The organism is Rhizobium favelukesii (assembly GCF_000577275.2).
Lineage (GTDB): Bacteria > Pseudomonadota > Alphaproteobacteria > Rhizobiales > Rhizobiaceae > Rhizobium > Rhizobium favelukesii.
This window is the reverse complement of record NZ_CBYB010000054.1, coordinates 1-23,589: the sequence shown is the minus strand read 5'-3', so window position 1 is coordinate 23,589 and position 23,589 is coordinate 1. Positions and strand designations below refer to the sequence as shown.

The following is a 23,589-nucleotide window of genomic DNA, read 5'->3' as shown; positions in this document are numbered from 1 at the left end:
ACTGCGGAGCGCGTACTGGCCGGATGCGCATGACAATCATGGTGCCTATTCCGGACCGGCCGAGGGCTTCATTCGACTTGCACTTGGAATCTTCAAGACCGCGCCGCGCAATGTCCATCAGATAGCGAATATACTGATCGAATTCTCCAACTCATCAGAAGCCGCGGTCGAAAGCTATTTCACGGCGCTGCAACGTGGACCGGACACACGCGGTGAGATATGCCAGACGCTCCTGTGCGGCCGCTACGCCGATCTATTCCACAAGCGGGAAGGGGAGTGGCGCATTGTCGCACGAACAGTGATTTACGATTGGTTCGAGCAACAGACCCCAACCGAGGTGCCGGAAAGCGAAAGGTTCGGATCGCGGCATCCAATCGGAGCGCCTCATCCGAGTGATAGGGTTTATACGCTTTTGAAGGGCATCAACTCGAACGCACCAACATCGGAGGCTAACGATTATGACTGATCTGCGACACCCATCATTTCCTCCCGCCGAGCTCTGCGCAGTGAAGATGCGCGTAAATGGTTGTCTGTTGATCGTCATGACCCAGCCGGCGACTTATTCACCCCCCGAGAGCCCGGTGCTGGCGCAGCAACCACGAGACCCGACAACATCCCGCCTCAAATCAAGCAACACCTTCGCCTTCAATTTTTTGCCGAGAGGACGGCACGAGCTTTGCCCCAGGCATGCAGACCTATTCGAGCGTGTGGGGTCGGAAAGCAGAACCCGACGTTGCCTTCCCAGGCTGGTGCACCGAGACTGGTTACTCCGGGTCAAGAGGAAATGGCATGAAAGAAGCCGCGCCCGCTGAGAGAACGGATCACTGAGATGCAGGTGATGATCGAGGGACAGTCACGCTTCGAGCCTTTTGAAGCGGCGGGCTTCAAGCGAGGCCGCGACTTCAATGCCTGGTTGGGATTGACGCCGTTGCAGCGATCCACCGGCGGCGAGCAAAAGCTCGGCGAGACATCGAAGATGGGAGAGCGGACATTGCGCCGCCTGCTCATCATCGGTGCGAGCGCGGTGGTGCTGCAAGCTCGCCGGCGCGGCAACCCAGAAGGTTCGTGGATCGGGCGCATGCTTGCCCGCAAGCCACCCATGCTTGTGACGGTCGCTCTCGCCAACAAGACGGCCCGCATCGCATGGGGCACTTATGGCAAAGGGCGGCGTCTATAAAGCTCCAGCTGTGGCGGCATAAGGGCCCAGCAAGAGGTCGTCGAGAGTAGGAAGGTCAACGGAAGGTATGGCGCAACAGTCGATGAGACGGGTCGGGTATGCTCCGGCGAGCACGCCGCATTGATTTGGAACCGATCCGCGAATTCCCATACGGGCCGGATGAACGGTCGCGCGAAAAGGCCGGACAGATGTCAGCAACCGACTACGCGCATAATCCACCGAAAACCATTCTTGCATTCATCGGGGCGTCCACAGATGGAGCCCGATTCAGGACCGAAGGACGGGGACAACCTGTCCAGCGGACGAAAGAGATTTAGCCGATCGGAAAAAAGCCGATCAAACCATAACCGAACCCACGGAAGCCGCGAAAGCAAGGTGTTTTGTCCTGTCACTGTAAACGTCGCTTCGGTCGCGGGACTGATTGCCAACCCTAACCGCGACGCATATGCCGCTTTAAAAGTTGGTTTGCTCGCGACCACGAAAGCGCTGGACTGCAAATGGGCTTCACGCGGCATCCGCGTGTCGGCCTAACGCCCGGTGACGTGCGCACGCGATGACAGAGGTGGCTCGGGCTATTCGGCTAGTGCGCAGGCCAAGTGCATCACCGGATCGACGCTGGTCGTGGATGGTGGTTTGATGTCATTCAATCAGCTTGGCGGTGTGCATCCGCCACGGAACGTCTCCTTGGATCGGCCCAGCCCGCGCGGCGGTTTAAGGCCAGTGGCAACAGCGGCTTCTCGCGAGATGGTCGACTACTCGACCATCAAAAGCTGGATCGACCTCGGGCGCAAAGAACTTCTTGCATCACTCGGACTTCCCATAGCGAACAAAGGAGACAGCATGGAATTCGCAACATTCATCCTAGCCACTCAGCGCGGCTACCATCAAACGTCTGAGAGCGTCATCCGCGACTCCATCGAACAAACTATCCTTTCGGAGCAGGCTGGCTTCAATACCGCTTGGTTCGCGGAACATCACTTTAACAATTACAGCCTAGTCCCATCCCCGCTGATGATGGTCGCTCATTGCGCCGGTCTAACAACCGCCATTCGCCTCGGCACTGCTGTCTGCGTACTGCCGCTTTATCAGCCGCAGCGCTTGCTCGCCGAGATTGGCTTTGCCGATGTGGTTGCGAACGGTCGCCTCGAGCTCGGCGTTGGCTCAGGATATCAGCAGTTCGAATTCGAGCGCTTCGGCGTCAACATCGATGAGGCGCCGGCCATCTTTTCGGAATACCTGGACATCCTGCTCAAAGGTCTCAATCAAAGGATCTTCTCGCATAACGGCCACTTCACACAGATACCCCCGACAGCGATCTCGGTCCGCACCACTCAAAAGCCCTCGCCGCCAATCTGGATCGCAACTGGGTCTACGCGAAGCATGCGCCGCGCTTATCGTGAGGGACATAATCTCTTCGTAACCGCGTTACACGACGGATTGGATATCTTGGGTGCTTTGCGGGGAACCATCCAGATGGCGGCAGCTTCAGAGAGCAAGAGCCCTAGCGACGCGAAGATATCGCTGCTGCGCTGCTGTTACGCGAGCGATGACGGAGGGGAGATCAATCGGTATCTCGACAACGCTCGTTTCCAGCGCCGGCTATCCGAAGCGCTGTATCAGCGTCGCCAGCAGAGCCAGGATGGCTATATGTTGGAGGCAACGCCGACGCAGCAGGATTTGTCTTTTGAGACTATGCGGAAGAACCTGCCGATCGGCAGCATAAATCGAGTACTTGATCGCCTCCTCCAAGAAATCGAAGTTCTGAAGCCGGACCAGATTGCGATTCAGACCCAGCTGGGAGATCTCGACCAGATTACGATGCTGCGTCAGATAGAGCTCTGGGGAGAAAAGATCATCCCAGCAGTCAATAAATCACTTGGTCATCTGGGCGTTTGATTATCGTCCCTTGCGTCTTGCGGTTCGTCTGCTTGCTTATTTCAAGCGCCACGACCTAAACGAGGGCGTTGCGGCGCTCAAGACGTAAGCAACCAGTATAGCTGACGCCGATGTCCGGCGCATGCTTAATCATCGCCAACCGCCTTGCAAGACAGCGTTGTCGGGTTGGATGGTCGGCAGTTCGTCGCGGCCAGCTAGCGGCAGGTCCTGGTCCAGCTCGAATGATCGATGACGCACAGCGAGATCTCTCCTGAGCAATCACAACCGGTACCGACGAACCTGCGACCGGTCCCTGCGCGACCTGAAATCGGGACTAGCCCGTCAATTTCCTGAAATTAGGCATGAAGTGCCGGTCACTGTTCTAAATAATGCCTGTCACATCCCAACACTCCTGACGCAGTATCGACGCGATTAAAGATGAAGCAGCTCACAATCCGAGAAGCGCGCCGTCGAGCCTTCAGTCCAACTGCCTCAACGGTCACACACGACCCATTGAGGCTCGGCCTAACGAATAGATTCATCGAATTGCCTCTGACAAACTGCATTTCAACCAAAAGGAGGCGTCCCCCGATCGCATAGGCTAGCGCCCTAGAGACCAGCACGAACTCGTCGCCGTTCTGACTTGTGATAACCAACTCATGACACCTTCGTAACCTTTGTCGGGTCCGCGACAAGGCTTTATTTCCTTAAGCGGCGCCCCTTTACCGTCTAAACAGCTGGAATAGCAGCAAATATTTTTTGCCCACCTCAATCTAGCTGCTTGGCACGACTCTTGAAACACTTCCGGCGAGGCGGCGGAAGCTGCCGGCGGCATCCACGTCGCGGGACAACCGCATTGGTTCAAACAAGTGAAGGAAAGAAAGCATGGCAGCTCTGCGTCAGATCGCATTCTATGGGAAGGGTGGCATTGGCAAGTCCACCACATCCCAAAATACGCTCGCCGCTCTTGTTGACCTCGGGCAGAGAATCCTCATCGTTGGCTGCGACCCAAAGGCCGACTCCACCCGACTTATCCTGAACTCGAAGGCCCAGGACACGGTTCTGGATCTTGCGGCAAAGGAAGGTTCGGTGGAAGACCTCGAGGTCGAAGACGTGCTTAAGGTTGGCTACAGAGGTATCAAATGCGTAGAGTCCGGCGGTCCCGAGCCAGGCGTCGGCTGCGCCGGACGCGGCGTTATCACCTCGATCAACTTTCTAGAAGAGAACGGCGCCTACGACAATGTCGACTACGTCTCCTACGACGTCCTCGGCGACGTGGTGTGCGGCGGCTTCGCGATGCCTATCCGCGAAAACAAGGCTCAAGAAATTTACATCGTCATGTCTGGTGAGATGATGGCCCTCTATGCCGCCAACAACATCGCCAGGGGTATTCTGAAATATGCCAGCGCCGGCAGCGTGCGTTTGGGCGGGCTGATTTGTAACGAGCGTCAGACCGACCGCGAGCTCGACCTCGCCGAAGCGCTGGCTGCCAGGCTTAATTCCAAGCTCATTCACTTTGTGCCGCGCGATAACATCGTGCAGCACGCTGAGCTCAGAAAGATGACGGTGATCCAATATGCGCCGGAATCTCAGCAGGCAGCGGAATATCGCGCGCTGGCTGAAAAGATCCATGCAAATTCGGGCCAGGGCACCGTCCCGACCCCCATCACCATGGAGGAACTGGAGGACATGCTGCTCGACTTCGGCATCATGAAGTCCGACGAGCAGATGCTTGCCGAGCTTCACGCCAAGGAAGCGAAGGCGGCAGCCGTCCAGTAACAGGCGCTGCCGACACGGGCGGCGCGCAGCTTTACGCAGCGCGCCATTCCACGCACCAATGCCTCGTTGATGAGGCTTCATCCGAACCTTTAAAAAGGGGGCAGGCCCAATGAGCCTCGACTACGAGAATAACAGTGATTTCCACGCGAAGCTTATCGAGGACGTGCTGTCGCAGTATCCCGACAAAGCGGCGAAGCGCCGCAGTAAGCACCTCGGTGTCGCAACGGGCGGAGAGGGATCCAGCGAGGGCGCGAACGCGGTTTCCGAATGCGACGTAAAGTCGAACATTAAGTCCGTTCCGGGCGTGATGACGATCCGCGGCTGCGCCTATGCCGGTTCAAAAGGCGTCGTTTGGGGACCGATTAAGGATATGGTTCACATCTCGCATGGGCCGGTCGGCTGCGGCCAATATTCCTGGTCACAGCGCCGCAACTACTACGTCGGCCTGACAGGCGTCGACACTTTCGTGACAATGCAGTTCACCTCCGACTTCCAGGAGAAGGACATCGTTTTCGGTGGCGACAAAAAGCTGGAGAAGGTCATCGATGAGATCGAGGAACTGTTTCCGCTTAATAACGGCGTCACCTTGCAGTCCGAATGCCCAATTGGCCTGATTGGCGACGACATCGAGGCTGTATCGCGAAAGAAAGCAAAGGAGCACAAGAAAACCATTGTGCCGGTGCGCTGCGAGGGCTTCCGTGGTGTGTCGCAATCGCTCGGCCATCACATCGCCAACGACGCGATCCGCGATTGGGTCTTCGACAAGAAGAAGGTGGAATTCGAGTCCGGTCCCTTCGACGTTAATGTGATAGGTGACTACAACATCGGCGGCGATGCATGGGCCTCCCGCATTCTGCTCGAGGAGGTCGGGCTGCGTGTGGTCGGCAATTGGTCCGGGGATGCCACGCTCGCCGAAGTCGAGCGCGCACCGAAGGCCAAGCTCAACCTCATTCACTGCTATCGGTCGATGAATTACATCTCTCGGCACATGGAGGAAAAATACGGCATCCCCTGGATGGAGTATAATTTTTTTGGTCCGTCCCAGATCGAGGCCTCTTTGCGCAGCATAGCAAAGCATTTCGGACCGGAGATCGAGGATCGGACTGAGAAGGTCATCGCCAAGTACCAGCCGTTCGTCCAGGCTGTGACCGAGAAGTACCAGCCGCGCCTAGATGGCAAAAGGGTGATGCTTTACGTCGGCGGATTGCGCCCCCGTCACGTCATCACCGCCTATGAGGACCTCGGCATGGAGATCGTCGGCACGGGCTACGAATTCGGCCACGGCGACGACTATCAGCGCACCGGCCACTATGTCAAAAAGGGCACACTGATCTACGACGATGTGACCGGTTACGAACTGGAGAAGTTCATCGAGGGGATTCGTCCCGACCTCGTCGGCTCAGGCATCAAGGAGAAATACCCGGTACAGAAGATGGGCATTCCGTTCCGTCAGATGCATTCCTGGGATTATTCCGGCCCCTATCACGGCTATGACGGCTTCGCCATCTTCGCTCGCGACATGGATCTCGCAATCAACAATCCGGTCTGGGGCCTCTACGACGCGCCCTGGAAAAAAAAGGCGGCCTCTGCAACGGCAGTTGCAGCCGAATGAGAGCCCGGTTTCTCGCGGCAGGGGTCGCGGGAGACCTGAAAAATCTCGAAGGTTTCTGTGTCGCCGCAAGTCGCGGCCAGATTTAAAAAGGTAACCACTATGCCGCAATCGGCCGAAAAAGTTCTCGATCACGCTCCTCTGTTCTGCGAGCCGGAATACAGGAAAATGCTTGCCGAGAAGAAGCTGAATTTCGAATGTCCACACCCGGACGAGGTTGTTTCGGGTCAACGCGAGTTCACCAAGACCTGGGAATATCGCGAAAAAAATCTCGCCCGCGAAGCGCTTGTCGTGAACCCTGCCAAGGCCTGCCAGCCGCTCGGCGCGGTCTTCGCAGCGGCTGGATTTGAGCGGACGATGTCGTTTGTCCACGGCAGTCAGGGCTGCGTCGCCTACTACCGATCGCACCTGTCGCGTCATTTCAAGGAACCGTCATCTGCGGTCTCTTCTTCCATGACAGAAGACGCGGCTGTATTTGGCGGATTGAAGAATATGGTCGACGGTCTCGCCAATACCTATAAGCTCTACGACCCGAAGATGATCGCGGTCTCGACCACCTGTATGGCAGAGGTCATCGGTGATGACCTGCGCAGTTTTATTGAAAATGCAAAAAACGAGGGCTCCGTCCCGCGCGATTTCGACCTGCCCTTCGCCCACACGCCCGCCTTCGTCGGTAGCCATGTCGATGGCTATGACAGCATGGTAAAAGGCGTGCTCGAGAATTTCTGGAAGGGCGCGGCGCGCACGCAAGTCGCTGCTTGCATCAACATCATTCCGGGCTTCGACGGCTTCTGCGTTGGTAATAATCGCGAATTAAAGCGCCTGCTCGATATGATGCGGGTGACCTACGTGTTCATCCAGGACGCCTCCGACCAATTCGATACGCCTTCCGACGGTGAGTTCCGCATGTACGACGGAGGAACCAAGATCGAGGACGTGAAAGCGGCGCTGAACGCGGGGGCGACACTGTCGCTGCAGCACTACAATACGCGCAAGACGCTGGAATATTGCAATGAGATCGGACAAGCGACGGCTTCCTTTCACTATCCGCTCGGCGTCACGGCGACCGACGAATTGCTGATGAAGATATCGGAGATTTCTAGGAGGGAAATTCCTGAGGCAATCCGCCTGGAGCGCGGACGACTGGTCGATGCGATGGCGGACAGCCAGTCCTGGCTACATGGCAAAAAATACGCGATCTACGGCGATCCGGACTTCGTTTACGCCATGGCGCGGTTCATCATGGAGACCGGTGGCGAGCCAACACACTGCCTCGCCACAAACGGCACCTCTGCCTGGGAGGCCGAGATGAAGGAACTGTTCGCATCCTCGCCCTTCGGCAAGGATGCACAGGTGTGGGCGGGCAAAGATCTCTGGGCAATGCGCTCACTGCTTTTCACCGAGCCGGTGGATCTGCTGATCGGCAATTCCTATGGCAAGTATCTTGAGCGCGACACTGGCACGCCACTGGTTCGGCTGACGTTTCCGATCTTCGACCGGCATCACCACCACCGCTTTCCCATCATGGGCTACCAAGGCGGATTACGTCTATTAACGACCATCCTCGACAAGATCTTCGACAAGCTCGATGGCGAGACGATGCAGCCGGGTGTGACGGATTATTCGTACGACCTCACTCGCTAAGAGCGGCGGCCGGCTTAGGTCGGCCATCTCCCAACCGAACTTGAAGGCCAATGCATGTCCTCGCTCACCGTCAAAATCCAAGATGTCTTCGACGAGCCTGCCTGCGAGGGAAATCGCAACAAGAGCCCCAAGACGCGCAAAAAGGGTTGCTCGAAGCCGTTGACTCCTGGAGCGACAGCTGGCGGTTGTGCTTTCGACGGCGCCAAGGTTGTGCTGCAGCCGATCACTGACGTCGCGCATCTGATACACGCGCCGCTCGCCTGCGAAGGCAATTCCTGGGACAATCGCGGGGCTGCATCGTCTGGTCCCACGCTGTGGCGCACCAGTTTCACCACCGATCTTACCGAACTCGATATAGTGATGGGCCACAGCGAGCGGAAGCTCTTCAAAGCGATCCGCGAGATCAAGGAAGGCTATACGCCGGCTGCAATCTTCGTCTATGCAACCTGCGTTACGGCGATGATCGGTGACGACATCGAAGCGGTTTGTAAGCGCGCGGCGGAAAAGTTCGCCATACCGGTGGTGCCGGTAAATGCGCCGGGGTTCGCGGGTTCGAAGAACCTCGGTAACAAACTCGCCGGGGAGGCGTTACTTGACTATGTCATAGGTACGGTAGAGCCGGATGACCCGGGGCCTCACGACATCAATATCATTGGCGAATTCAACCTCTCCGGCGAATTCTGGCTGGTAAAGCCCCTCTTGGACAGGCTTGGCATCCGTGTCCGCGCCTGCATTCCAGGCGACGCGCGCTATCTGCAGGTTGCTTCCGCGCACCGCGCACGTGCAGCTATGATGGTGTGCTCGACCGCTCTGATCAATCTCGCTCGCAAGATGGAGGAGCGCTGGGACATCCCGTTCTTCGAGGGCTCCTTCTACGGCATCTCCGCCACCTCTGAAGCGCTCCGGCGGATCGCTGAATTGCTCGTAATGAAAGGCGCCGATGCCGAGCTCCTCAATCGCACGGAAGCGATCGTCGTGGAAGAAGAGGAAAGAGCGTGGAAGAGGCTGGAAGTCTACCGGCCCCGGCTCGAAGGCAAGCGCGTGCTTCTCAACACTGGGGGCGTGAAATCCTGGTCGGTCGTCCAATCGTTAATGGAAATCGGCATGGAGGTCGTCGGCACATCCGTCAAGAAATCGACGGCCGATGACAAGGAGCGAATCAAGAAGATTCTAAAGGACGAGAACCACCTGTACGAGTCGATTGCACCGCGCGAGCTTTACTCGATGTTGTCCGAGCAAAAGGCTGACATCATGCTGTCGGGCGGTCGCACGCAGTTTATCGCGCTGAAGGCGAAGATGCCTTGGCTCGACATCAATCAGGAGCGACATCACGCTTACGCCGGTTACGACGGCATGGTGCAGCTCGCACGCCAGATCGACCTCGCAATCCACAATCCGATCTGGGCGCAGGTGCGCGAGCCGGCACCGTGGGAGCAGGCCATGATCACGGAGGAGAAGTTGGAAAAAAGAACAGCAAGTGCATCAAATTTTGCCGGCGAAACCGCCGGTGATGACTGTTGAGGTAATATTTATGGTCCGCATCCTTCCCCAAACTAAATCGGCGGCGATTAATCCTCTGAAATCGTCTCAGCCGCTGGGCGCTGCCTTCGCCTTTCTTGGCATCAACGGCGCAATGCCCGTGTTCCACGGCAGCCAGGGGTGCACCAGCTTTGCCCTCGTGCTGCTCGTTAGACATTTTAAGGAACCGATCCCGTTGCAGACGACGGCGATGGATGAAATTGCAATTGTCGTCGGGTGCGCAGATCACCTCGAAGAGGCCATCCTTAATCTCAAAGCCCGCGCAAAGCCCCGGCTGATCGGGATTTGCACGACGGCACTGGTCGAGACACGCGACGAAGATATCGCTGGGGACCTAGCCACCATCAAACGCAAGCGGGCGACAGAACTCACGGGTACTGAAGTGGTGCTCGCCAGGACGCCGGACTTCGACGGTGCGATAGAAGAGGGGTGGTCCAAAGCCGTTACCGCTATGATCGAGGGAATCACTCGGTCTCGGACGCAGTATCGCGATCCGAGGAAGGTCGCGATACTGCCCGGCTCGAACATAACAGTTGCCGACATAGAGTATCTGCGCGAGACGGCCCAGAGCTTCGGGCTCAAACCGGTAATCCTGCCCGATGTGTCTGGCGCTCTTGATGGCACCGTCCCCGACCACTGGATTCCGACAACGTATGGTGGCACGAAAGTGGAGGACATTCGCGATCTCGGTGGGGCGATGCAGTGCATTGCCATCGGCGAGCAGATGCGGCGACCAGCCGAAGCGTTGCAGCGGCTAACCGGCGTCCCGTACGTGATGTTCGAGTCTCTCACAGGCCTAAAGAACGCGGACCGGTTTATTTGGCTGCTTACAGCCATGTCGCGTGAACAAGCGCCGGCCAGTGTCCGTCGCAGCCGTATGCATTTGCAGGACGCCATGCTCGATGGACATTTCCATCTGGCTGGCAAGAAGATCGCAATCGCCTCCGAGCCGGATCAACTTTATCAGTTTGCAGGTTTTTTCACCGGCTTGGGTGCGGAAATTACAGCCGCCGTTACCACGACCGGGACTTCAAAAATACTGCAAGTAGTGCCAGCGGAAACTGTCCAGGTCGGCGATCTCAGTGACCTGGAACGCCTCGCCCCGGGGGCAGATCTTCTCGTCACTCACTCACACGGCCGGCAAGCTGCAAAGCGTCTCGACATTCCGCTGATGCGTATTGGCTTTCCGATCTTCGACCGCCTAGGCAGTCAGCACAAGCTTACAATCCTTTATCAGGGGACGCGCGACATGATCTATGAGGTTGCCAACATTTTTCAGGCTAACCAACACCCGCCGACATCAGGCGCACCTAATCCAATCTGTAGCCGGGAATTGCAAAATGACCTCAACTCGTCGTCTCTCGCTCGTCAATGACGAGTTCCAGGAACAGCGGCCCGAAAGGCAGGTCGGCACATTACGAGTAGCAATCGCCACTCAAGACATGAGAGGACTGAACGCGCATTTCGGGTCGGCTAAACGATTTGCCATCTATGACGTGACGCCCGACGCGTGGAGTCTCGTGGAAGCCGTAGTGTTCGATGACGTTTCCGATGAGAGCGGAACGCATCGAGCCGAAGGTGATGACCGCATCGCTCCGAAAGTGGCAGCGTTAAAGGGCTGCCAGCTCTTATTCTGCCTGGCTATCGGCGGCCCTTCGGCAGCCAAGGTTATTGCGGCAAAGATCCATCCAATCAAGGTGCCGGAGCCTGAATCCATCGACGCTGTGCTGGCGCGCATTCAAACAATGCTCAGGAACGCTCCTCCACCTTGGCTTCGCAAGGTGTTAGCGGAAGCCGGCGCCGTCGGACGGAAAGCCAGCTTCGAAGACGAGGACTGAAATGATGACAACGTTATCTGATCCTGCGGTTACTCCTACCGTCAATGACGACAAGATCTTCCGCGCCCCGTTTATTAGATGCCTCGTGCGGCTGATCCGAGCTGAAGATTCCTATGGACTATGGAGTGGCAAGTGCGACGCCGAACTGCTGGCCAACTTCACCGTGACATATGAACAGCGCCGAGCGATCCCGATCATCGGAGATCCCGATCCGCTGGTCCTGTGGAGGCTTAATACCTTTTACGCCGCCGTCAGCCTCGCGGTCGAGGAGCGCTCAGACTTATTCGTGTCGCGGACGATGGAGATCAACCAGGAGGGCTTCGGGCGAGTGCTGCTAACGACCAGGCGGTTGGTCCTACTATCGACGACCCTACGCAACGTTCACCGGTTCGGCTTCAATACGCTTCGTAAATGCGCCAAGACCGGTACGAAGCTAGTCAGCGACGCGGTCGCAGTCGTGGAAGCTTATCCGGACGTGGCGCGGGCTTGATGGAAACGGTGTTCGAGAAAGAGGCCATGTCAGAACTTCAAGAATTGAAGAAAAGGGTGCGGAAGCTGCAGTCGCGTGCTGGGAATGCGAAGATGGAATTGCACGATCTCGCCGAAGACCTTCCAGTCAATTGGTCCGAAATCATGGCAGTCGCGAAGAAAACTTTTCAGGCCTTTGTTGAGTTGGACGCTGCAAAAAGAGAACTCGCTGCATTGGAGAATCCAACATGACAAGCTCATGCGTGACCCGCGACGGGTCCGGATGGATGCCGGAGTATCTAACTTCCATCGATCAACTGATGTGCATTGGCTGCGGCCGCTGCTTCAAGGTCTGCTCACGGGAGGTCATGCATCCTCACGGTATCGACGATGCAGGTGAAATTCTCGGTGTCTGCAATGGCGAGGAAGACGACTTCGATGGCGAGCTCAATCGAGTGATCATGGTCGTGGATTTTCCCGGCCGCTGTATCGGATGCGGGGCCTGCGCCCGCGTCTGTCCAAAAAACTGCCAAACTCACATCGCGAGCGGCACGATTGCCGAATGAGCGAAGAAGGAGAATGTAATGCGCTTCGGAGTCTTTCACCGCATCCTATGGCTGCTCATGTGCACTAACGCTCTCGTGGTCTATTGCGTCTCCCAATCGGTGCGCAGAACGATTGGCACGACACTGGCTGTCTCGTTTCTTCTTCAGCTAGCCTATTTCGGAAGTCTGCTTTTCCTGGTTTGGCGGGCTGGCTGTGATCGCAGGACCGTGCAAAGGCCTGAGCGTTAAGCTTCTTGCGTCGAAGGCGGTACCCCAACATCGCGGGGCGGCATCAATCATTTGAACTGGCATGCCGCTTCCCACGGCGGAAGTACAATCGCAACTTCATTATGTCGACACCAAGAGCGACGGTTCTGCGAGCAGGTGAGCCTGGCCATTCCCGGGATTATGATGGGATATTGACTTGCAGGGCCTGGGAACGGCCCGCAGCACTAGCGCTGGACCGTAGGCCGCATCCATCGAAAAGAACGCCTGTTTCGAGGTCGCGGACTGAACGATGACAAATTTTTAATCCCGCAGCTACCCCTGCGGTCGAGGTTTAGGAGAAAGTTGCGGCGAACGCGTCAAATTGCACTCCTCGTTGCCAATCCGCACGCACTCGCTCGCCGTTGGCGAACAGAGTTCCGCTGGCAAGCGGGACTTAAGGGCAGGCAAACCCGTCCACAATCTTGTCGGAAGTTGGACAATGTCGAACATGCGACATGGTGCTCTTAAAGTCATGTTATTGAATATAAAGCAGTTTTCGCTTGGCGCAGTATATGCAACGTCCTCCGCAAAGCCTTATGGATTGAGAGAATTTTGTCGCAAGGCCAAACATAAGAGGAGGTCAGAAGATGTACGGTTCCGCAAGACTCATCTTGAGCGTCGCAATCGAGTGAGTGGCGCGTCTACGATCCATTCAACGGCGTACTCAATTGTAGGGCATTCTGTTCATCCGAGCGCCCGGCCGTGCTGCCCTTCGGCCTGCTTTGGCGTGGCCTCGAGCAAGCGTTGGAACGCCAGGCCACCACTGGAAATCTTCTTCGATAATGCAGTTTGGAAACGCACTCCTATGGACAGCTTACAGCCCGCGTCTACAAAAGTATTTGAATCAGTAGTTTCCCGCTTTGCCCAGTCGGCAAAAGAATATCCTGACCGTCCCGCCGTGTATTCGGGCGAAGATTACCTGACGTATGGCGAACTGGACGATCTCACCGGTCGACTCGCCGCCGCTATTGGCGCTCATGGCTGCACCCCGGGCCTGGCAGTTGCGGTGTTGATGCCGCGTGGCCCAGTGCTGCTTGCTTGTATGCTAGCGATATTTCGGCTGCGCGCCGTTTACGTGCCCCTGGATACGGCGTACCCGACAGATCGGTTGCAGCGCATGGTTGAACGTAGCGAATGCGCCATTCTGGTGACTGCTCCAGACGATTTGGAGCTTGCACAGGCAATTGCGGGAGCCGCTTCGGTCGTCAATGCCGGCCTAGCCACGTCAATGCCCGCCGCGCCCACAGCATCCTTGGATGTGCAGCCGGGTGATGCTGCCTATATCATTTTCACGTCCGGAACCACCGGCGGACCGAAGGGAGCGGTGCTCACACATGCCGCGTTGGCCAACCACCTCAATGCCAAAATAGCGGATCTCAACCTTTGTGCCACCGACCGTGTTGCTCAAACCGCTTCCCACTGCTTCGACATATCACTCTGGCAATTCCTGGCAGCTCTGCTGGTCGGTGGAGGCGTCGACATTTTACCATCGGCTGTCATTGCGGACCCTCTCCAGTTGTCGAAAACTCTGCACCATCGAAAGATTGCGGTAATTCAGTTCGTGCCATCACTCTTGCGTGCCTACCTCGTCGCCACAGAAGGCGAGAGCACACCTCAGTTTGAGAACCTGCGCTGCATCTCAACTGTTGGCGAACCGCTGCCACCCGATCTATGTCGCAAATGGCTAACGCACTATCCGAAAGTTCCCATCCTCAATCATTATGGCCCAACGGAGTGCGGCGACGGCGTCACGCACTACTTGGTAACACAGCCGCCAGCCGCTGATGAAACCTACGTACCGATCGGGCGACCTATTCCCGGGCTTCGTGTTTACCTTGTAACGCCGGACAGTGATCCTGTGAAACTTGCATCGAGAGGAGAAATTGGGGAGCTATGCGTAAGCGGTGCTGGCGTTGCTCAGGGTTACATCAATGACCCAGAGCGTACTGCGGCGGTTTTCGTCACGAATCCCTTCGACGACACGCCGAGCCACAGCCGTTTGTATCGGACCGGTGATCTGGCTCGCATGCGGCCCGAGGGTTTGCTTGAGTGCCTTGGCCGAGCGGATCGCCAGGTCAAGGTACGGGGCTACCGTGTAGAATTGGCAGAAATTGAAACTGTTCTCAACAGCCACCATGGCGTGACGGGAAGCGCTTTAGGTCTGCATCGAAGCCAACATCGACGGACCAAGCTCACCGCCCGTGAAAAGCTTGGGTGGGAAAGTTGCGATGAAAGTGCGTCAGCGTTCGATGCAGATCTTGTGCCGCCCCGCCTTATTGCCTTCGTCGTTTTGCGCGATCACTGCACTTTGAGACATCTGCAAGAGCATCTGGGCCGATACTTGGCGCCGTACATGATCCCGGATCAAATTTTTGAAGTGCCCACGCTCCCGCTCAACTCTAACGGTAAGCTCGACTACGGCCGCCTGCCGATTCCAGATGGAATGCGCCCGCTGTCCGATGTTGCCTTCGTATCGCCACGATCAGAGATCGAACGACGGCTTGCGAATCTTTGGGAGCAGATCCTGTGTGTGGCTCCTGTCGGCCTCGACGACGCCTTCATCGATTTGGGCGGCGATTCGTTGAGAATGATGTTGCTCGCCAATCGGGTTCACCATCTTTTTGGTCGCCAGATACAACCGGGCCAACTTCATTGTGCAACGGTCCGGGAGTTGGCGCGGAAGATCGAGGAGAGCGACGAGACGCAGTTGCCTCCCATTGTCCGAATTCCTGCGGCGGCGACGAAAGTGGTGCCGCCTACAGCTCTTCAAACTCACCTATGGTTCCTCTGGAAGCTCGACCCACAGGCACGAAATTACACCCTTCGGACGGTCGTGAATCTTCAGGGTCCCCTAGACCGTAATGCATTCGAGGCGGCCTGGGCTGGTTTGCTCGACCGTTTTGATACGCTGCGAGTGAGATTCCTGGAGAAAGATGGCGAGCCCCTGATGACCTTCGACGCGCCGTTAGCTCGGCTAGAATACCAAGATCTCTCGCCGTTCCCTTCAACGGCTCAAGCCGAGCATGTCGCGGCAATTCAGGGGCAACACAGCGCGCAACCGTTCGATTTGTCGACTGGTCCACTCCTCAGGACCACCCTCGTTCGTAGGAGCGAGGATCGGCACGAGCTCTACCTAACTACCCATGAGATCATCATGGACGCGTGGTCCCTTTCGGTGTTGGCGCGCGATCTGCGACTCCTCTACGAGGGTCATACGGTGGGCCGCGCTGCAGCTTTGCCAGCGAGGCCCGAAATTGGCCTCGGCGATTACGCTCTGTGGGAAGCAAGAAATCTCACCCCTGAACGCTACAATGTTCAGCGGGCATACTGGCAGCAGATGTTAAGCGGAGAATTGCCGCTCCTCCAGCTGCCGAGCGATCACGACCGCCCCCGACACCTCACATATGCCAGCCAGGCCCAAGGGCTGGGATTGGATGCAGGGCTGACGGCCGCGCTTCGTCGGGTGGCGGCCGACAACCGGTCAACACTATTCGCGACGCTTCTGGCAGGGTTTGCGATCGTGCTGGGGCAACATGCCGGACAGGACGAGGTCGTAGTGGGCGCGCGCCACGTAATTAGGCAGCGCCCCGGCACTGAGCAGCTCCTTGGCTTCTTCCTCAACATGCTGCCGCTGCGGCTGAGAGTCGCCGAGGCGGAAACCTTCGCAGGGTTGGTAAAGGTCGTACAGGAAACCGTATCGGGCGCCATTTCACATGCCGACTATCCGTTCAGTCAAATGCTGGAGAGCCTTGACATTGCACGACGCAGCAACATTTCGCCGGTTTTTCAGGTCATGTTCAACATGTACTCGGAACAACCGGAGGAAGTGCACGTAGACGGCGGACTGACCATCACGGTTCGTGAACTGGAGCTGGGCTACGCGAAGTACGATCTGACACTCTACGCGCAGGAGGAAGGGGACGGCATCTATCTTCAACTCACATATTGCAAGGAGATCTTCGAGGCACCTCAAGCCGAGCGAATCCTCCGCAATTTGGAACACACGTTGAAGCAATGTGTCGCAGCGCCCGATGCACCGCTCCGTTCTCTCGACTTATTAAGCGAGAATGAACTGCGATTTCTTGGGTCTTTCAACGACACCAGCCGCGATTTTGGTTGCAAGGCAACCTTACGTGAGCTGTTCGAGGCCCAGGTGCAACGTACACCAGAACACATTGCCTTTTTCTGGGACGAAGGCCGAATTTCCTACGCTGAACTGAACGACCGTGTCGATCGTGTCGCCAACGGGTTAGCTGGCCTGGGTGCTCACGAAGGTGATCGAATAGCGATCGCGACAGATCGAGGGATTGCAACGCTGGTGGCGATCCTTGCTTGTGTGAAGATACACGCCGCATATGTCTGCTTAGGGCCCGACTTGCCGCAAGCTCGTGCCGTTCGCATCTTACGGGCAACATCACCGAAGGTCATGCTGACTGATAACGAAGTTTATGCTTCCTGGGCATGCTACGAAGGCTTGCCATGCCAGGTGGTTTCATTTGACTCCCTCTCGGGAACCGCTGTGATAGGCGAGTTGCCCCTTCCGGTCTTGCCTCATGATATCCTGCACATCGTCTTCACGTCAGGAACGACCGGGGAACCGAGAGGGGTGCGCGTCCCGACGTCGGCTTGCCTGAACCGTTTGCACTGGATGTGGTCAGAATTGCCGTTCGCTGCCGGTGACGTTGCAGTGGTCCAGAAGTCCGCAACGCTTGTCGCAAGCACCTGGGAAATTTTTGGTCCGTTGCTGCAGGGGGTTCCAGCTTATTTGCTGTCACGAGAGGAGCTTGTCGTCCCAGAACGGCTGTTGTCCGTCCTTGAAAACCACAAGATCAGTCACCTCCTCGCCGCCCCACCCATTCTAGATGGATTGATCATGGCGCGCGCGACCGGCGGACCGTCGGCAAGCGCGCTTCGGCTGGTCGTTAGCAGCACGCAGGCACTGCCGCCCGACCTCGCCAAGCGCTGGACGCTCGCGTTTCCAGCCACAACCCTTTTCAATTTCTATGGATCGACCGAGTGCAGCTCCAATGCCGCCTGGTACCAAGTGGATCAGTCATTTCCCCTTGATGCACGTAGCGTTCCTATAGGTCGGCCGCTTGCAAATGTGCAATTGAGCGTGCGAGGCAGGAAGCTGCAACTTATGCCGCGTGGCGCCTTGGGTGAGTTGTGCGTTACGGGCGCGTGCCTGAGTCTTGGATACCTCGATAACATTGAGCAATCGACAGCTCTGTTCGATATGACGAAAGGTGGCCAGTTGCTCTACCGGACCGGTGATCTTGCCAGATTCCGGGAGGATGGGACGCTAGAGCTTCATGGTCGCGCCGATGACCAAGTCAAGATGAATGGTTACCGTGTCGAACTCGACGACGTCGCGCATGCGCTCCGCACGCACCCCGCCGTAAGTGATGCCGGGGTCGCGTTGCATGCCGTGCCGGATCGGGGTGGTGTCCTCGTGGGCTATGTGGTCGGCACTGCCGATTTCCCCGGCGAATCCGACCTTCTGGCATTCATTCGGGAAATACTTCCAACATACATGGTGCCAGCACGCATTATGCGCATTGATGAACTACCTCGCAATCCAGGTGGCAAACTCGACCGTCGCGCCTTACCATTGCCAACTGCGATGTCCTCCGGCAAAGGCAAAGGAAGGAGGCCGCGGACGGCAACCGAGGCAGCCCTCGCGGAGATTTGGGAGCGTCTGCTGGGTTGCGATGTGGTTTCAGCCGAGGACGAGTTCTTCGCTCTTGGGGGAACTTCGATCCTAAGTGTGCGATGCGTATCTGACGCCAGCCTTCGCGGCTTGCGCTTCACCGTCGGCGAACTCTACAATCACCCCCGACTAGCCGATCTGGCGAGTCTCATTGACGCACACGATGATGCTCTGCCCAATGAGACTACATTGGATCGCGTCAAATCTGAGAACGTGGCCCCCCCATTTTCGCCCACCATGCGTTTCTTCAGCCAGCAGATGGGCTACGGTGAGCACTTCAATTTGTACGGCCTGTGGAAGTTCAACGCAGGAGAGCTTGATGGAACGCTCTTATCGCAAGCCGTTGTCCGGCTGGGTGATGAGCATCCGATACTTCGAACCCGCCTCGTTCGCTCAGACGGCATGCCGGTGCGCACGCTCCCGGCCGACGACCCGCTATCGTTAGAGCGGATCACACTCCCCGCTGATTTGCCGGAAACGTGGGAGCGGATCGTGTCAGAAAAAACAGAAGATGCGCAGTATGCTTTCAAATTCGACGGTCGCACCCCCCTCCTCAAGGTGTTGCTATTCGAGGGCGGACAACCGCAGACACAGCGGGGTTGGCTATTCATTGTCGTACATCACTTCCTTACAGACGCTTTCGGTTTTCGCCTGTTAATTGGAGAATTGGAACGACTCTATAGAACTGCGGCGGCTGGCCTAGAGGTCAGGCCAACAGCCCTCACGGGACACGCGGGCATAGCCAAATGGCTTAACCTACTTCGCAATCATACGATAGATCGCGCCGAGGAAGAGCTCGAGTACTGGGAAACCAGACCGTGGGCAGCATTAATGCCCCCCGGTTCGCCACTGGCTCTAGCGGCGGCGCGATCTGGAGGAGATCCAACGCCATCCGATCCTGTCGGCGCGCGTCGTATGCAGGCGTTGTTGCGGGCCGGCGAAGTGGACAACGATGAGTTCTTGTGGTTGTGTGAATCCCAGGCGACGCGTTTTCTCAGCATCCCTCAAGTAGAAACGGCTGCACTGTTGGGATTTTCCGATCGTGCTGGGATAGATGGGCTGGATCTTATTCTTTTGGCCTTTTTACGGACATTGGGTGGCGATCGGCCAGTGCTTGGACTTTACGTGGACAACATTGCGGCCCTGCGCACCCCTGTCTTGGGCGATGTCGATCTATCAAACAACCTTGGTATCTGCTGTGAACTCTTGCCGATGCCACTGGTGATCGATGGCACTGAACCAGCGATGGCGCAATTGCGCTCCGTTGCCGCCCAACGACGTGGGATACCCGCCCTTGGCCTCGGCCTGCGTGCTCTCCAAGCGTTTCATCCTGACGAGAGAGTGGTGGAACGCGCGGCGCGATTGCCAACTCCGCGTGTTCTGATCAATTTCCGTGCTCCTCTAGCGGCCATCCGTGGTCGCCATTTTTTGGGGCAACAAGAGGCGCCGTTATGGTGTGGCGAATACGTGAGTTTTAATCAACACCATTGGCTTGATTACTCAATCGACGAAATGAATAGCTGCCTGCGCATAATGCAACAGCATAACTATTCCCGCATTGATGGATCATTGGCCACGTCAATTGCGACTAATTTGCAGAATAACCTGACGGAAGTCATTCGAGAGATTTGCAATATACAAACGTGATTTATTGGACCCTAGTATTGGATCAAGCAGGAGCTAAGATGAAATCGGTCCGGTTAGAACGCATCGAGAAGGATGCCATGGTGCCACTTGTTCTTAGACTTGCCGGGCCAACCATTGTGGGGCTTTGCGTCTGTGCGGCCTACCAGCTTCTGAATGCTTTCTTCGTTCGACGTCTTGGGGCACAGGCGGTAGCTGCGCTTGCGATTACATACCCAATCACCATGATCCTGACGCTTGTCGGGCAAGCGGTGGGGACTGGGGCAGCATCAACCGTGGCGCGCAGCCTCGGTCGGCCCGACTATTCATCGGCGGGAGCATTTGCATTGACAGCAATTGTCTTGGGCGTGGGCATTGCCATATTGGCTTCTGGTAGTATCGCAACCAGCATCAGCGTCCTCCTGACATGGTTTGGCGCTAGCAACAACACGCTGCCCTACGCGATCGAATACCTGATCCCGCTCCTGGTTGCTCAGGTGCTGCTTGTATTCAACATGATCTGCGGCTTTATCGTGAGGGCCGAGGGGAACACGTTGTTCAGCATGGTCACGCAGATGGTTGCATTTGCCCTCAACGCATTGCTCGATCCCGCGCTGATCTTCGGATTGGATCTGGGGATCGAAGGAGCTGGTCTCGCAACACTAATTGCGCAGACAGCCGCGGCCGCCCTTTACGTGTGGCATTTCGCGACCGCGCGTGGCGTGGTGACGCTAGGCGGACATTCAAAAACCGGTTCATTGGAGCGTGCAGGTGTCATTCTGACGATAGGAAGTCCGGCGGTGCTCGCGAGTGTGACTAGCATCGCTGCCATATGGCTACTCAATTCAATCGCTAGCACATTTGGCGACGATATTTTGGCCGGGGTGGGTGTTGCAACGCGGCTGCTTCTCATAGTGGCTCTACCAATCAGTGGTCTATGCATCGGTGCCCAAGCTGCGATTGGCTACAACATTGGTGCGGGGAGGGGCGACAGAGTGAGGCAGGCATTGACCGCAATTTTATCGCTCTGCTTGGTGTTCTCATCGATGTGTGCCCTGATAGGCATCGCCCAATCGCATGCTTTGGCGGCCTGGTTTGTTAGCGAGTCCTCAGCTATTGCGGTTGCGGAACGCGCAATTGCTGCATTCCTCACCGCCTTTGTTTGCTTTCCCCCAATGGCAGTCACTATTGCGCTGCTTCAGGCCAAGGGCGAAGGGACACGGGCATCGCTGCTCGCAATTACGCGCCATGGCCTATTCCTGATACCACTTCTGCTCGTGTTGCCGCATTGGCTGGGCGTCAACGGTCTCATCATTAGTACCGTTCTCAGTGAGGCTGCTGCTTGTCTGATCGCCATGATCGTCCTCTATCGAGAGTGGCGGCGCTTGAGCAGAGATGAACGGTCGCTTCGCGTTTAAGGGGGCAATGCTACTTGTCGGGGACAAAGTTGAATCATCACAACGGAAACAGAAGGGTCTCAAATGAATTGGTGAAGATTTGGCAGATTGATCTGAACGTGGCGCCCGACCAGTGGCGGGACTGCCTTGCCTGGCTGAATCACGAAGAGCAGGAAAAATACCATGGTTTGAAGAATCGACACGACGCGCGAAGATTTGCAGCGGCGCACGTGGCCCTACGCCGGATCTTGGCAGGTTGGTTGATGATTGAGCCCTGGGATGTGAAATTTGCGTACAGCCAATGGCGTCGCCCATACGTTCTCGGCGGGCCGTTCTTTTCGATGAGCCGGAGCGGCGATCTGTCACTTGTCGCTGTCTCTCACCACCCTTTGCTCGGCATCGACGTCGAACGCCTCGACCAAGTCGTTGAATGGAGCTGGCTTGAGACCATTTGGTCGCCAGCGGAATGGCGACGGCTTCGCACGATGAAGAATGCTCCTGAACTACTATTGCGCCTTTGGGTTCGTAAAGAAGCCGCAGTAAAAGCTCTGGGACTTGGTCTTACCCACCCCCTGTCGCAGGTCGTGGTTCCACTCTCTGAACGGACTGGCCCCAATGGTGCGCGTCTGTGGGTTCGAAACAATCAGGCAAGCCACTGCTGGCGCCTGTACGACTTACCAACAAAGGGTGGTTTCATCGGATCGATCGTAACGGCGCGGCCTGTCGCTCCTGAGAATTTGGCAGTGCATGCGTTCCCGCCTTAGGTTACTGGAGCGGAAAAATTGCCGAAAGCACAGGCGATCGTGTCTCGGCTCTCCGATGCGCACCAAGGCCTCAAGGCCGCCGTCACCAAAGTTCTTAGCGCTATCTGGCAAAGATGCCGGGCAGACACGCTCGCGCGGCAGATCTTCCGGCAGAGGTCTGCGGCCGCGCTTCGTTCCTGCTGTGCCCTCGACCGCTGGCAGACCTGTATCCGGAAGAGCAACGAGGTCGCTCTCTTCGCTGTCGGCATCATCATCGTCTGTAGCCTCTTCGGCTTCGTTGAAGATGCGATAAAATTGCTTTTCGCTACGCGGAGCAAAGATGGAGCCTTGCGAGTGCCAGCTCTTCTTCCAGCTTGACGGCCCGTCGCGAGAGCGCTTCTTTCTCGGCTTTAAGCGCGGCGATTTCGGCAGCATTTGCCGCCAACTGCGCCATCAGCGCTGCAACATCAGGTTCGCCGGTTCCGTACCATCAGATCCTTGAATCTGAACCGCCTCTTTGCGTCAACAGCTCAATTCGCCACCTTCAGCCGGCGATCTGATATTGCGGCACCGGATGGCTGGTCATCGCGTCGATATCGATGCCGTTGAGAATCCAATGAAGCTGTTCTGTTGTCAGCACAACGACCGGCACTTCACGCCGGGGCCATCGGAACTTGTCCACAAACCCGGGCCGGTCGAAGAGCAAGAGCTTCATACGATCATGACGGCGATTGCAAAAGGCAAAGACCGCAGGTGCAAACGGATCCAGCGCCATCGTCTCCTGGACCTGGACAGCAAGGCTGTTGATGCCCGCCCTAAAGTCGATCGGCTCTCGGTGCAGGTAGACCTTCAGATCAGCGCCCAGTTTGAACATGACCCAACGCTCCTATGATCGCCGCCAGTCCATCGACATCGCTGCATTCCACCGTCAGGCTCACCCCGTTCGGCAGTAATGCGCTCACCTTGGCCGCATGAGACCGCCTGTCGATCCGCTCTGGCTTCGTCAGCGGATCGCCGTCAGAAGTGAAGTGCATATCCAAGCCACCCTGCTGCACTGGCAGGTTACCACCCGGAGCGAGCTGAACCGGAACGAAAGCCGAAGCCGCAGGCACCGGACGGACCTGCTTGGCCTTTTTTATCCATTTTCGAACGAGATTGGCATTGACGCCGTGTTCCAGCGCCAGCCTTGAGACCGAAACGCCAGGCTCTAAGCACGCCGCTACATGCCCGTTCCCTCGAGGAAGGATCATATCGACGTCGGCCGTCGCGTCAATCTGAAGTCTTTGAGCATCATCTTACATGATTTGGTGTCCAGCTATTTTGGTGGACACTTCATGCCTGAGAGCACTGCGCTTCAGAAGGTGCGTAGAAAATC

Annotated in this window: 17 protein-coding genes and 3 pseudogenes; 17 read left to right on the top strand and 3 right to left on the bottom strand. The window is 56.9% G+C overall.

Annotation, left to right across the window (positions count from 1 at the left end):
• The 17 genes and pseudogenes from LPU83_RS38170 to LPU83_RS38090 all read left to right on the top strand — a co-directional run.
• On the top strand, window positions 1–466 hold a 466-nt coding region (locus LPU83_RS38170), incomplete at its 5' end, for a nuclear transport factor 2 family protein (protein ID WP_157997322.1).
• A 417-nt stretch (window positions 467–883) separates the two neighbouring features.
• A pseudogene (locus tag LPU83_RS38165) lies at window positions 884–1,199 on the top strand (transposase); the annotation flags it as partial.
• A 137-nt stretch (window positions 1,200–1,336) separates the two neighbouring features.
• Window positions 1,337–1,708 carry an SDR family NAD(P)-dependent oxidoreductase gene (locus LPU83_RS73905; protein ID WP_342213967.1) on the top strand — a complete coding sequence of 124 codons (372 nt, stop codon included), beginning with the start codon at window positions 1,337–1,339 and terminating at the stop codon, window positions 1,706–1,708.
• Between the two features lie 309 nt (window positions 1,709–2,017).
• Window positions 2,018–3,073 (top strand): LLM class flavin-dependent oxidoreductase, encoded by a 1,056-nt coding sequence (locus LPU83_RS38155; RefSeq protein ID WP_024318244.1) that lies wholly within the window; start codon window positions 2,018–2,020, stop codon window positions 3,071–3,073.
• 864 nt (window positions 3,074–3,937) lie between these two features.
• Window positions 3,938–4,831, top strand: a complete 894-nt coding sequence (gene nifH / locus LPU83_RS38150) for a nitrogenase iron protein (RefSeq protein ID WP_024318245.1) — start codon at window positions 3,938–3,940, stop codon at window positions 4,829–4,831.
• 109 nt (window positions 4,832–4,940) lie between these two features.
• Complete coding sequence (nifD, locus tag LPU83_RS38145; RefSeq protein WP_024318246.1) at window positions 4,941–6,443, top strand: nitrogenase molybdenum-iron protein alpha chain; 1,503 nt, start codon at window positions 4,941–4,943, stop codon at window positions 6,441–6,443.
• A gap of 99 nt (window positions 6,444–6,542) precedes the next feature.
• Window positions 6,543–8,084 carry a nitrogenase molybdenum-iron protein subunit beta gene (nifK, locus tag LPU83_RS38140; protein WP_024318247.1) on the top strand — a complete coding sequence of 514 codons (1,542 nt, stop codon included), beginning with the start codon at window positions 6,543–6,545 and terminating at the stop codon, window positions 8,082–8,084.
• A gap of 54 nt (window positions 8,085–8,138) precedes the next feature.
• Window positions 8,139–9,605: a nitrogenase iron-molybdenum cofactor biosynthesis protein NifE gene (gene nifE / locus LPU83_RS38135; RefSeq protein WP_024318248.1), complete on the top strand. Its 1,467-nt coding sequence runs from the start codon at window positions 8,139–8,141 to the stop codon at window positions 9,603–9,605.
• A 10-nt stretch (window positions 9,606–9,615) separates the two neighbouring features.
• Window positions 9,616–10,998, top strand: a complete 1,383-nt coding sequence (gene nifN, locus LPU83_RS38130; protein WP_024318249.1) for a nitrogenase iron-molybdenum cofactor biosynthesis protein NifN — start codon at window positions 9,616–9,618, stop codon at window positions 10,996–10,998.
• Entirely contained in the window at window positions 10,964–11,461 is a 498-nt protein-coding gene (gene nifX / locus LPU83_RS38125; RefSeq protein ID WP_024318250.1) for a nitrogen fixation protein NifX, read from the top strand. The genes nifN and nifX overlap by 35 nt, the downstream gene beginning before the upstream one ends.
• A gap of 4 nt (window positions 11,462–11,465) precedes the next feature.
• A complete protein-coding gene (locus tag LPU83_RS38120; RefSeq protein WP_024318251.1) occupies window positions 11,466–11,951 on the top strand; it encodes a NifX-associated nitrogen fixation protein in 486 nt (161 codons plus the stop codon).
• 26 nt (window positions 11,952–11,977) lie between these two features.
• The gene (locus LPU83_RS38115; RefSeq protein ID WP_024318252.1) at window positions 11,978–12,181 is read left to right on the top strand and encodes a CCE_0567 family metalloprotein; all 204 of its coding nucleotides are present in this window, start codon (window positions 11,978–11,980) and stop codon (window positions 12,179–12,181) included.
• The gene (gene fdxB / locus LPU83_RS38110; RefSeq protein WP_024318253.1) at window positions 12,178–12,495 is read left to right on the top strand and encodes a ferredoxin III, nif-specific; all 318 of its coding nucleotides are present in this window, start codon (window positions 12,178–12,180) and stop codon (window positions 12,493–12,495) included. Before LPU83_RS38115 ends, fdxB begins: the two co-directional genes overlap by 4 nt.
• A gap of 18 nt (window positions 12,496–12,513) precedes the next feature.
• A complete protein-coding gene (locus LPU83_RS75710) occupies window positions 12,514–12,723 on the top strand; it encodes an exopolysaccharide production repressor protein (protein WP_029710422.1) in 210 nt (69 codons plus the stop codon).
• A gap of 823 nt (window positions 12,724–13,546) precedes the next feature.
• Window positions 13,547–20,098, top strand: a complete 6,552-nt coding sequence (locus LPU83_RS38100) for a non-ribosomal peptide synthetase (protein ID WP_162392067.1) — start codon at window positions 13,547–13,549, stop codon at window positions 20,096–20,098.
• Between the two features lie 38 nt (window positions 20,099–20,136).
• Window positions 20,137–21,492: an MATE family efflux transporter gene (locus LPU83_RS38095; RefSeq protein WP_024318254.1), complete on the top strand. Its 1,356-nt coding sequence runs from the start codon at window positions 20,137–20,139 to the stop codon at window positions 21,490–21,492.
• Between the two features lie 29 nt (window positions 21,493–21,521).
• Window positions 21,522–22,235: a 4'-phosphopantetheinyl transferase family protein gene (locus tag LPU83_RS38090; RefSeq protein WP_141652611.1), complete on the top strand. Its 714-nt coding sequence runs from the start codon at window positions 21,522–21,524 to the stop codon at window positions 22,233–22,235.
• A 123-nt stretch (window positions 22,236–22,358) separates the two neighbouring features.
• Here the strand turns inward: LPU83_RS38090 and LPU83_RS38085 are convergent.
• The 3 genes and pseudogenes from LPU83_RS38085 to tnpA form a co-directional block, all read right to left on the bottom strand.
• Window positions 22,359–22,668, bottom strand: a pseudogene (locus LPU83_RS38085) (transposase domain-containing protein); the annotation flags it as partial.
• Window positions 22,669–22,758: 90 nt separating this feature from the next.
• Window positions 22,759–23,088 carry an IS66 family insertion sequence element accessory protein TnpB gene (gene tnpB, locus LPU83_RS38080; RefSeq protein WP_024318256.1) on the bottom strand — a complete coding sequence of 110 codons (330 nt, stop codon included), beginning with the start codon at window positions 23,086–23,088 and terminating at the stop codon, window positions 22,759–22,761.
• A pseudogene (gene tnpA / locus LPU83_RS38075) lies at window positions 23,069–23,483 on the bottom strand (IS66-like element accessory protein TnpA); the annotation flags it as partial. The gene tnpB and the pseudogene tnpA, both read right to left, overlap by 20 nt.
• Window positions 23,484–23,589 lie beyond the last annotated feature (106 nt).

What these genes read in the sequence shown, in the direction of transcription:
- LPU83_RS73905 (WP_342213967.1), top strand. Translation starts at nt 1,337, where the DNA reads ATGAACGGTCGCGCGAAAAGGCCGGACAGATGTCAGCAACCGACTACG.
- LPU83_RS38155 (WP_024318244.1), top strand. Translation starts at nt 2,018, where the DNA reads ATGGAATTCGCAACATTCATCCTAGCCACTCAGCGCGGCTACCATCAA.
- nifH (WP_024318245.1), top strand. Translation starts at nt 3,938, where the DNA reads ATGGCAGCTCTGCGTCAGATCGCATTCTATGGGAAGGGTGGCATTGGC.
- nifD (WP_024318246.1), top strand. Translation starts at nt 4,941, where the DNA reads ATGAGCCTCGACTACGAGAATAACAGTGATTTCCACGCGAAGCTTATC.
- nifK (WP_024318247.1), top strand. Translation starts at nt 6,543, where the DNA reads ATGCCGCAATCGGCCGAAAAAGTTCTCGATCACGCTCCTCTGTTCTGC.
- nifE (WP_024318248.1), top strand. Translation starts at nt 8,139, where the DNA reads ATGTCCTCGCTCACCGTCAAAATCCAAGATGTCTTCGACGAGCCTGCC.
- nifN (WP_024318249.1), top strand. Translation starts at nt 9,616, where the DNA reads ATGGTCCGCATCCTTCCCCAAACTAAATCGGCGGCGATTAATCCTCTG.
- nifX (WP_024318250.1), top strand. Translation starts at nt 10,964, where the DNA reads ATGACCTCAACTCGTCGTCTCTCGCTCGTCAATGACGAGTTCCAGGAA.
- LPU83_RS38120 (WP_024318251.1), top strand. Translation starts at nt 11,466, where the DNA reads ATGACAACGTTATCTGATCCTGCGGTTACTCCTACCGTCAATGACGAC.
- LPU83_RS38115 (WP_024318252.1), top strand. Translation starts at nt 11,978, where the DNA reads ATGTCAGAACTTCAAGAATTGAAGAAAAGGGTGCGGAAGCTGCAGTCG.
- fdxB (WP_024318253.1), top strand. Translation starts at nt 12,178, where the DNA reads ATGACAAGCTCATGCGTGACCCGCGACGGGTCCGGATGGATGCCGGAG.
- LPU83_RS75710 (WP_029710422.1), top strand. Translation starts at nt 12,514, where the DNA reads ATGCGCTTCGGAGTCTTTCACCGCATCCTATGGCTGCTCATGTGCACT.
- LPU83_RS38100 (WP_162392067.1), top strand. Translation starts at nt 13,547, where the DNA reads ATGGACAGCTTACAGCCCGCGTCTACAAAAGTATTTGAATCAGTAGTT.
- LPU83_RS38095 (WP_024318254.1), top strand. Translation starts at nt 20,137, where the DNA reads ATGAAATCGGTCCGGTTAGAACGCATCGAGAAGGATGCCATGGTGCCA.
- tnpB (WP_024318256.1), bottom strand. Translation starts at nt 23,088, where the DNA reads ATGTTCAAACTGGGCGCTGATCTGAAGGTCTACCTGCACCGAGAGCCG.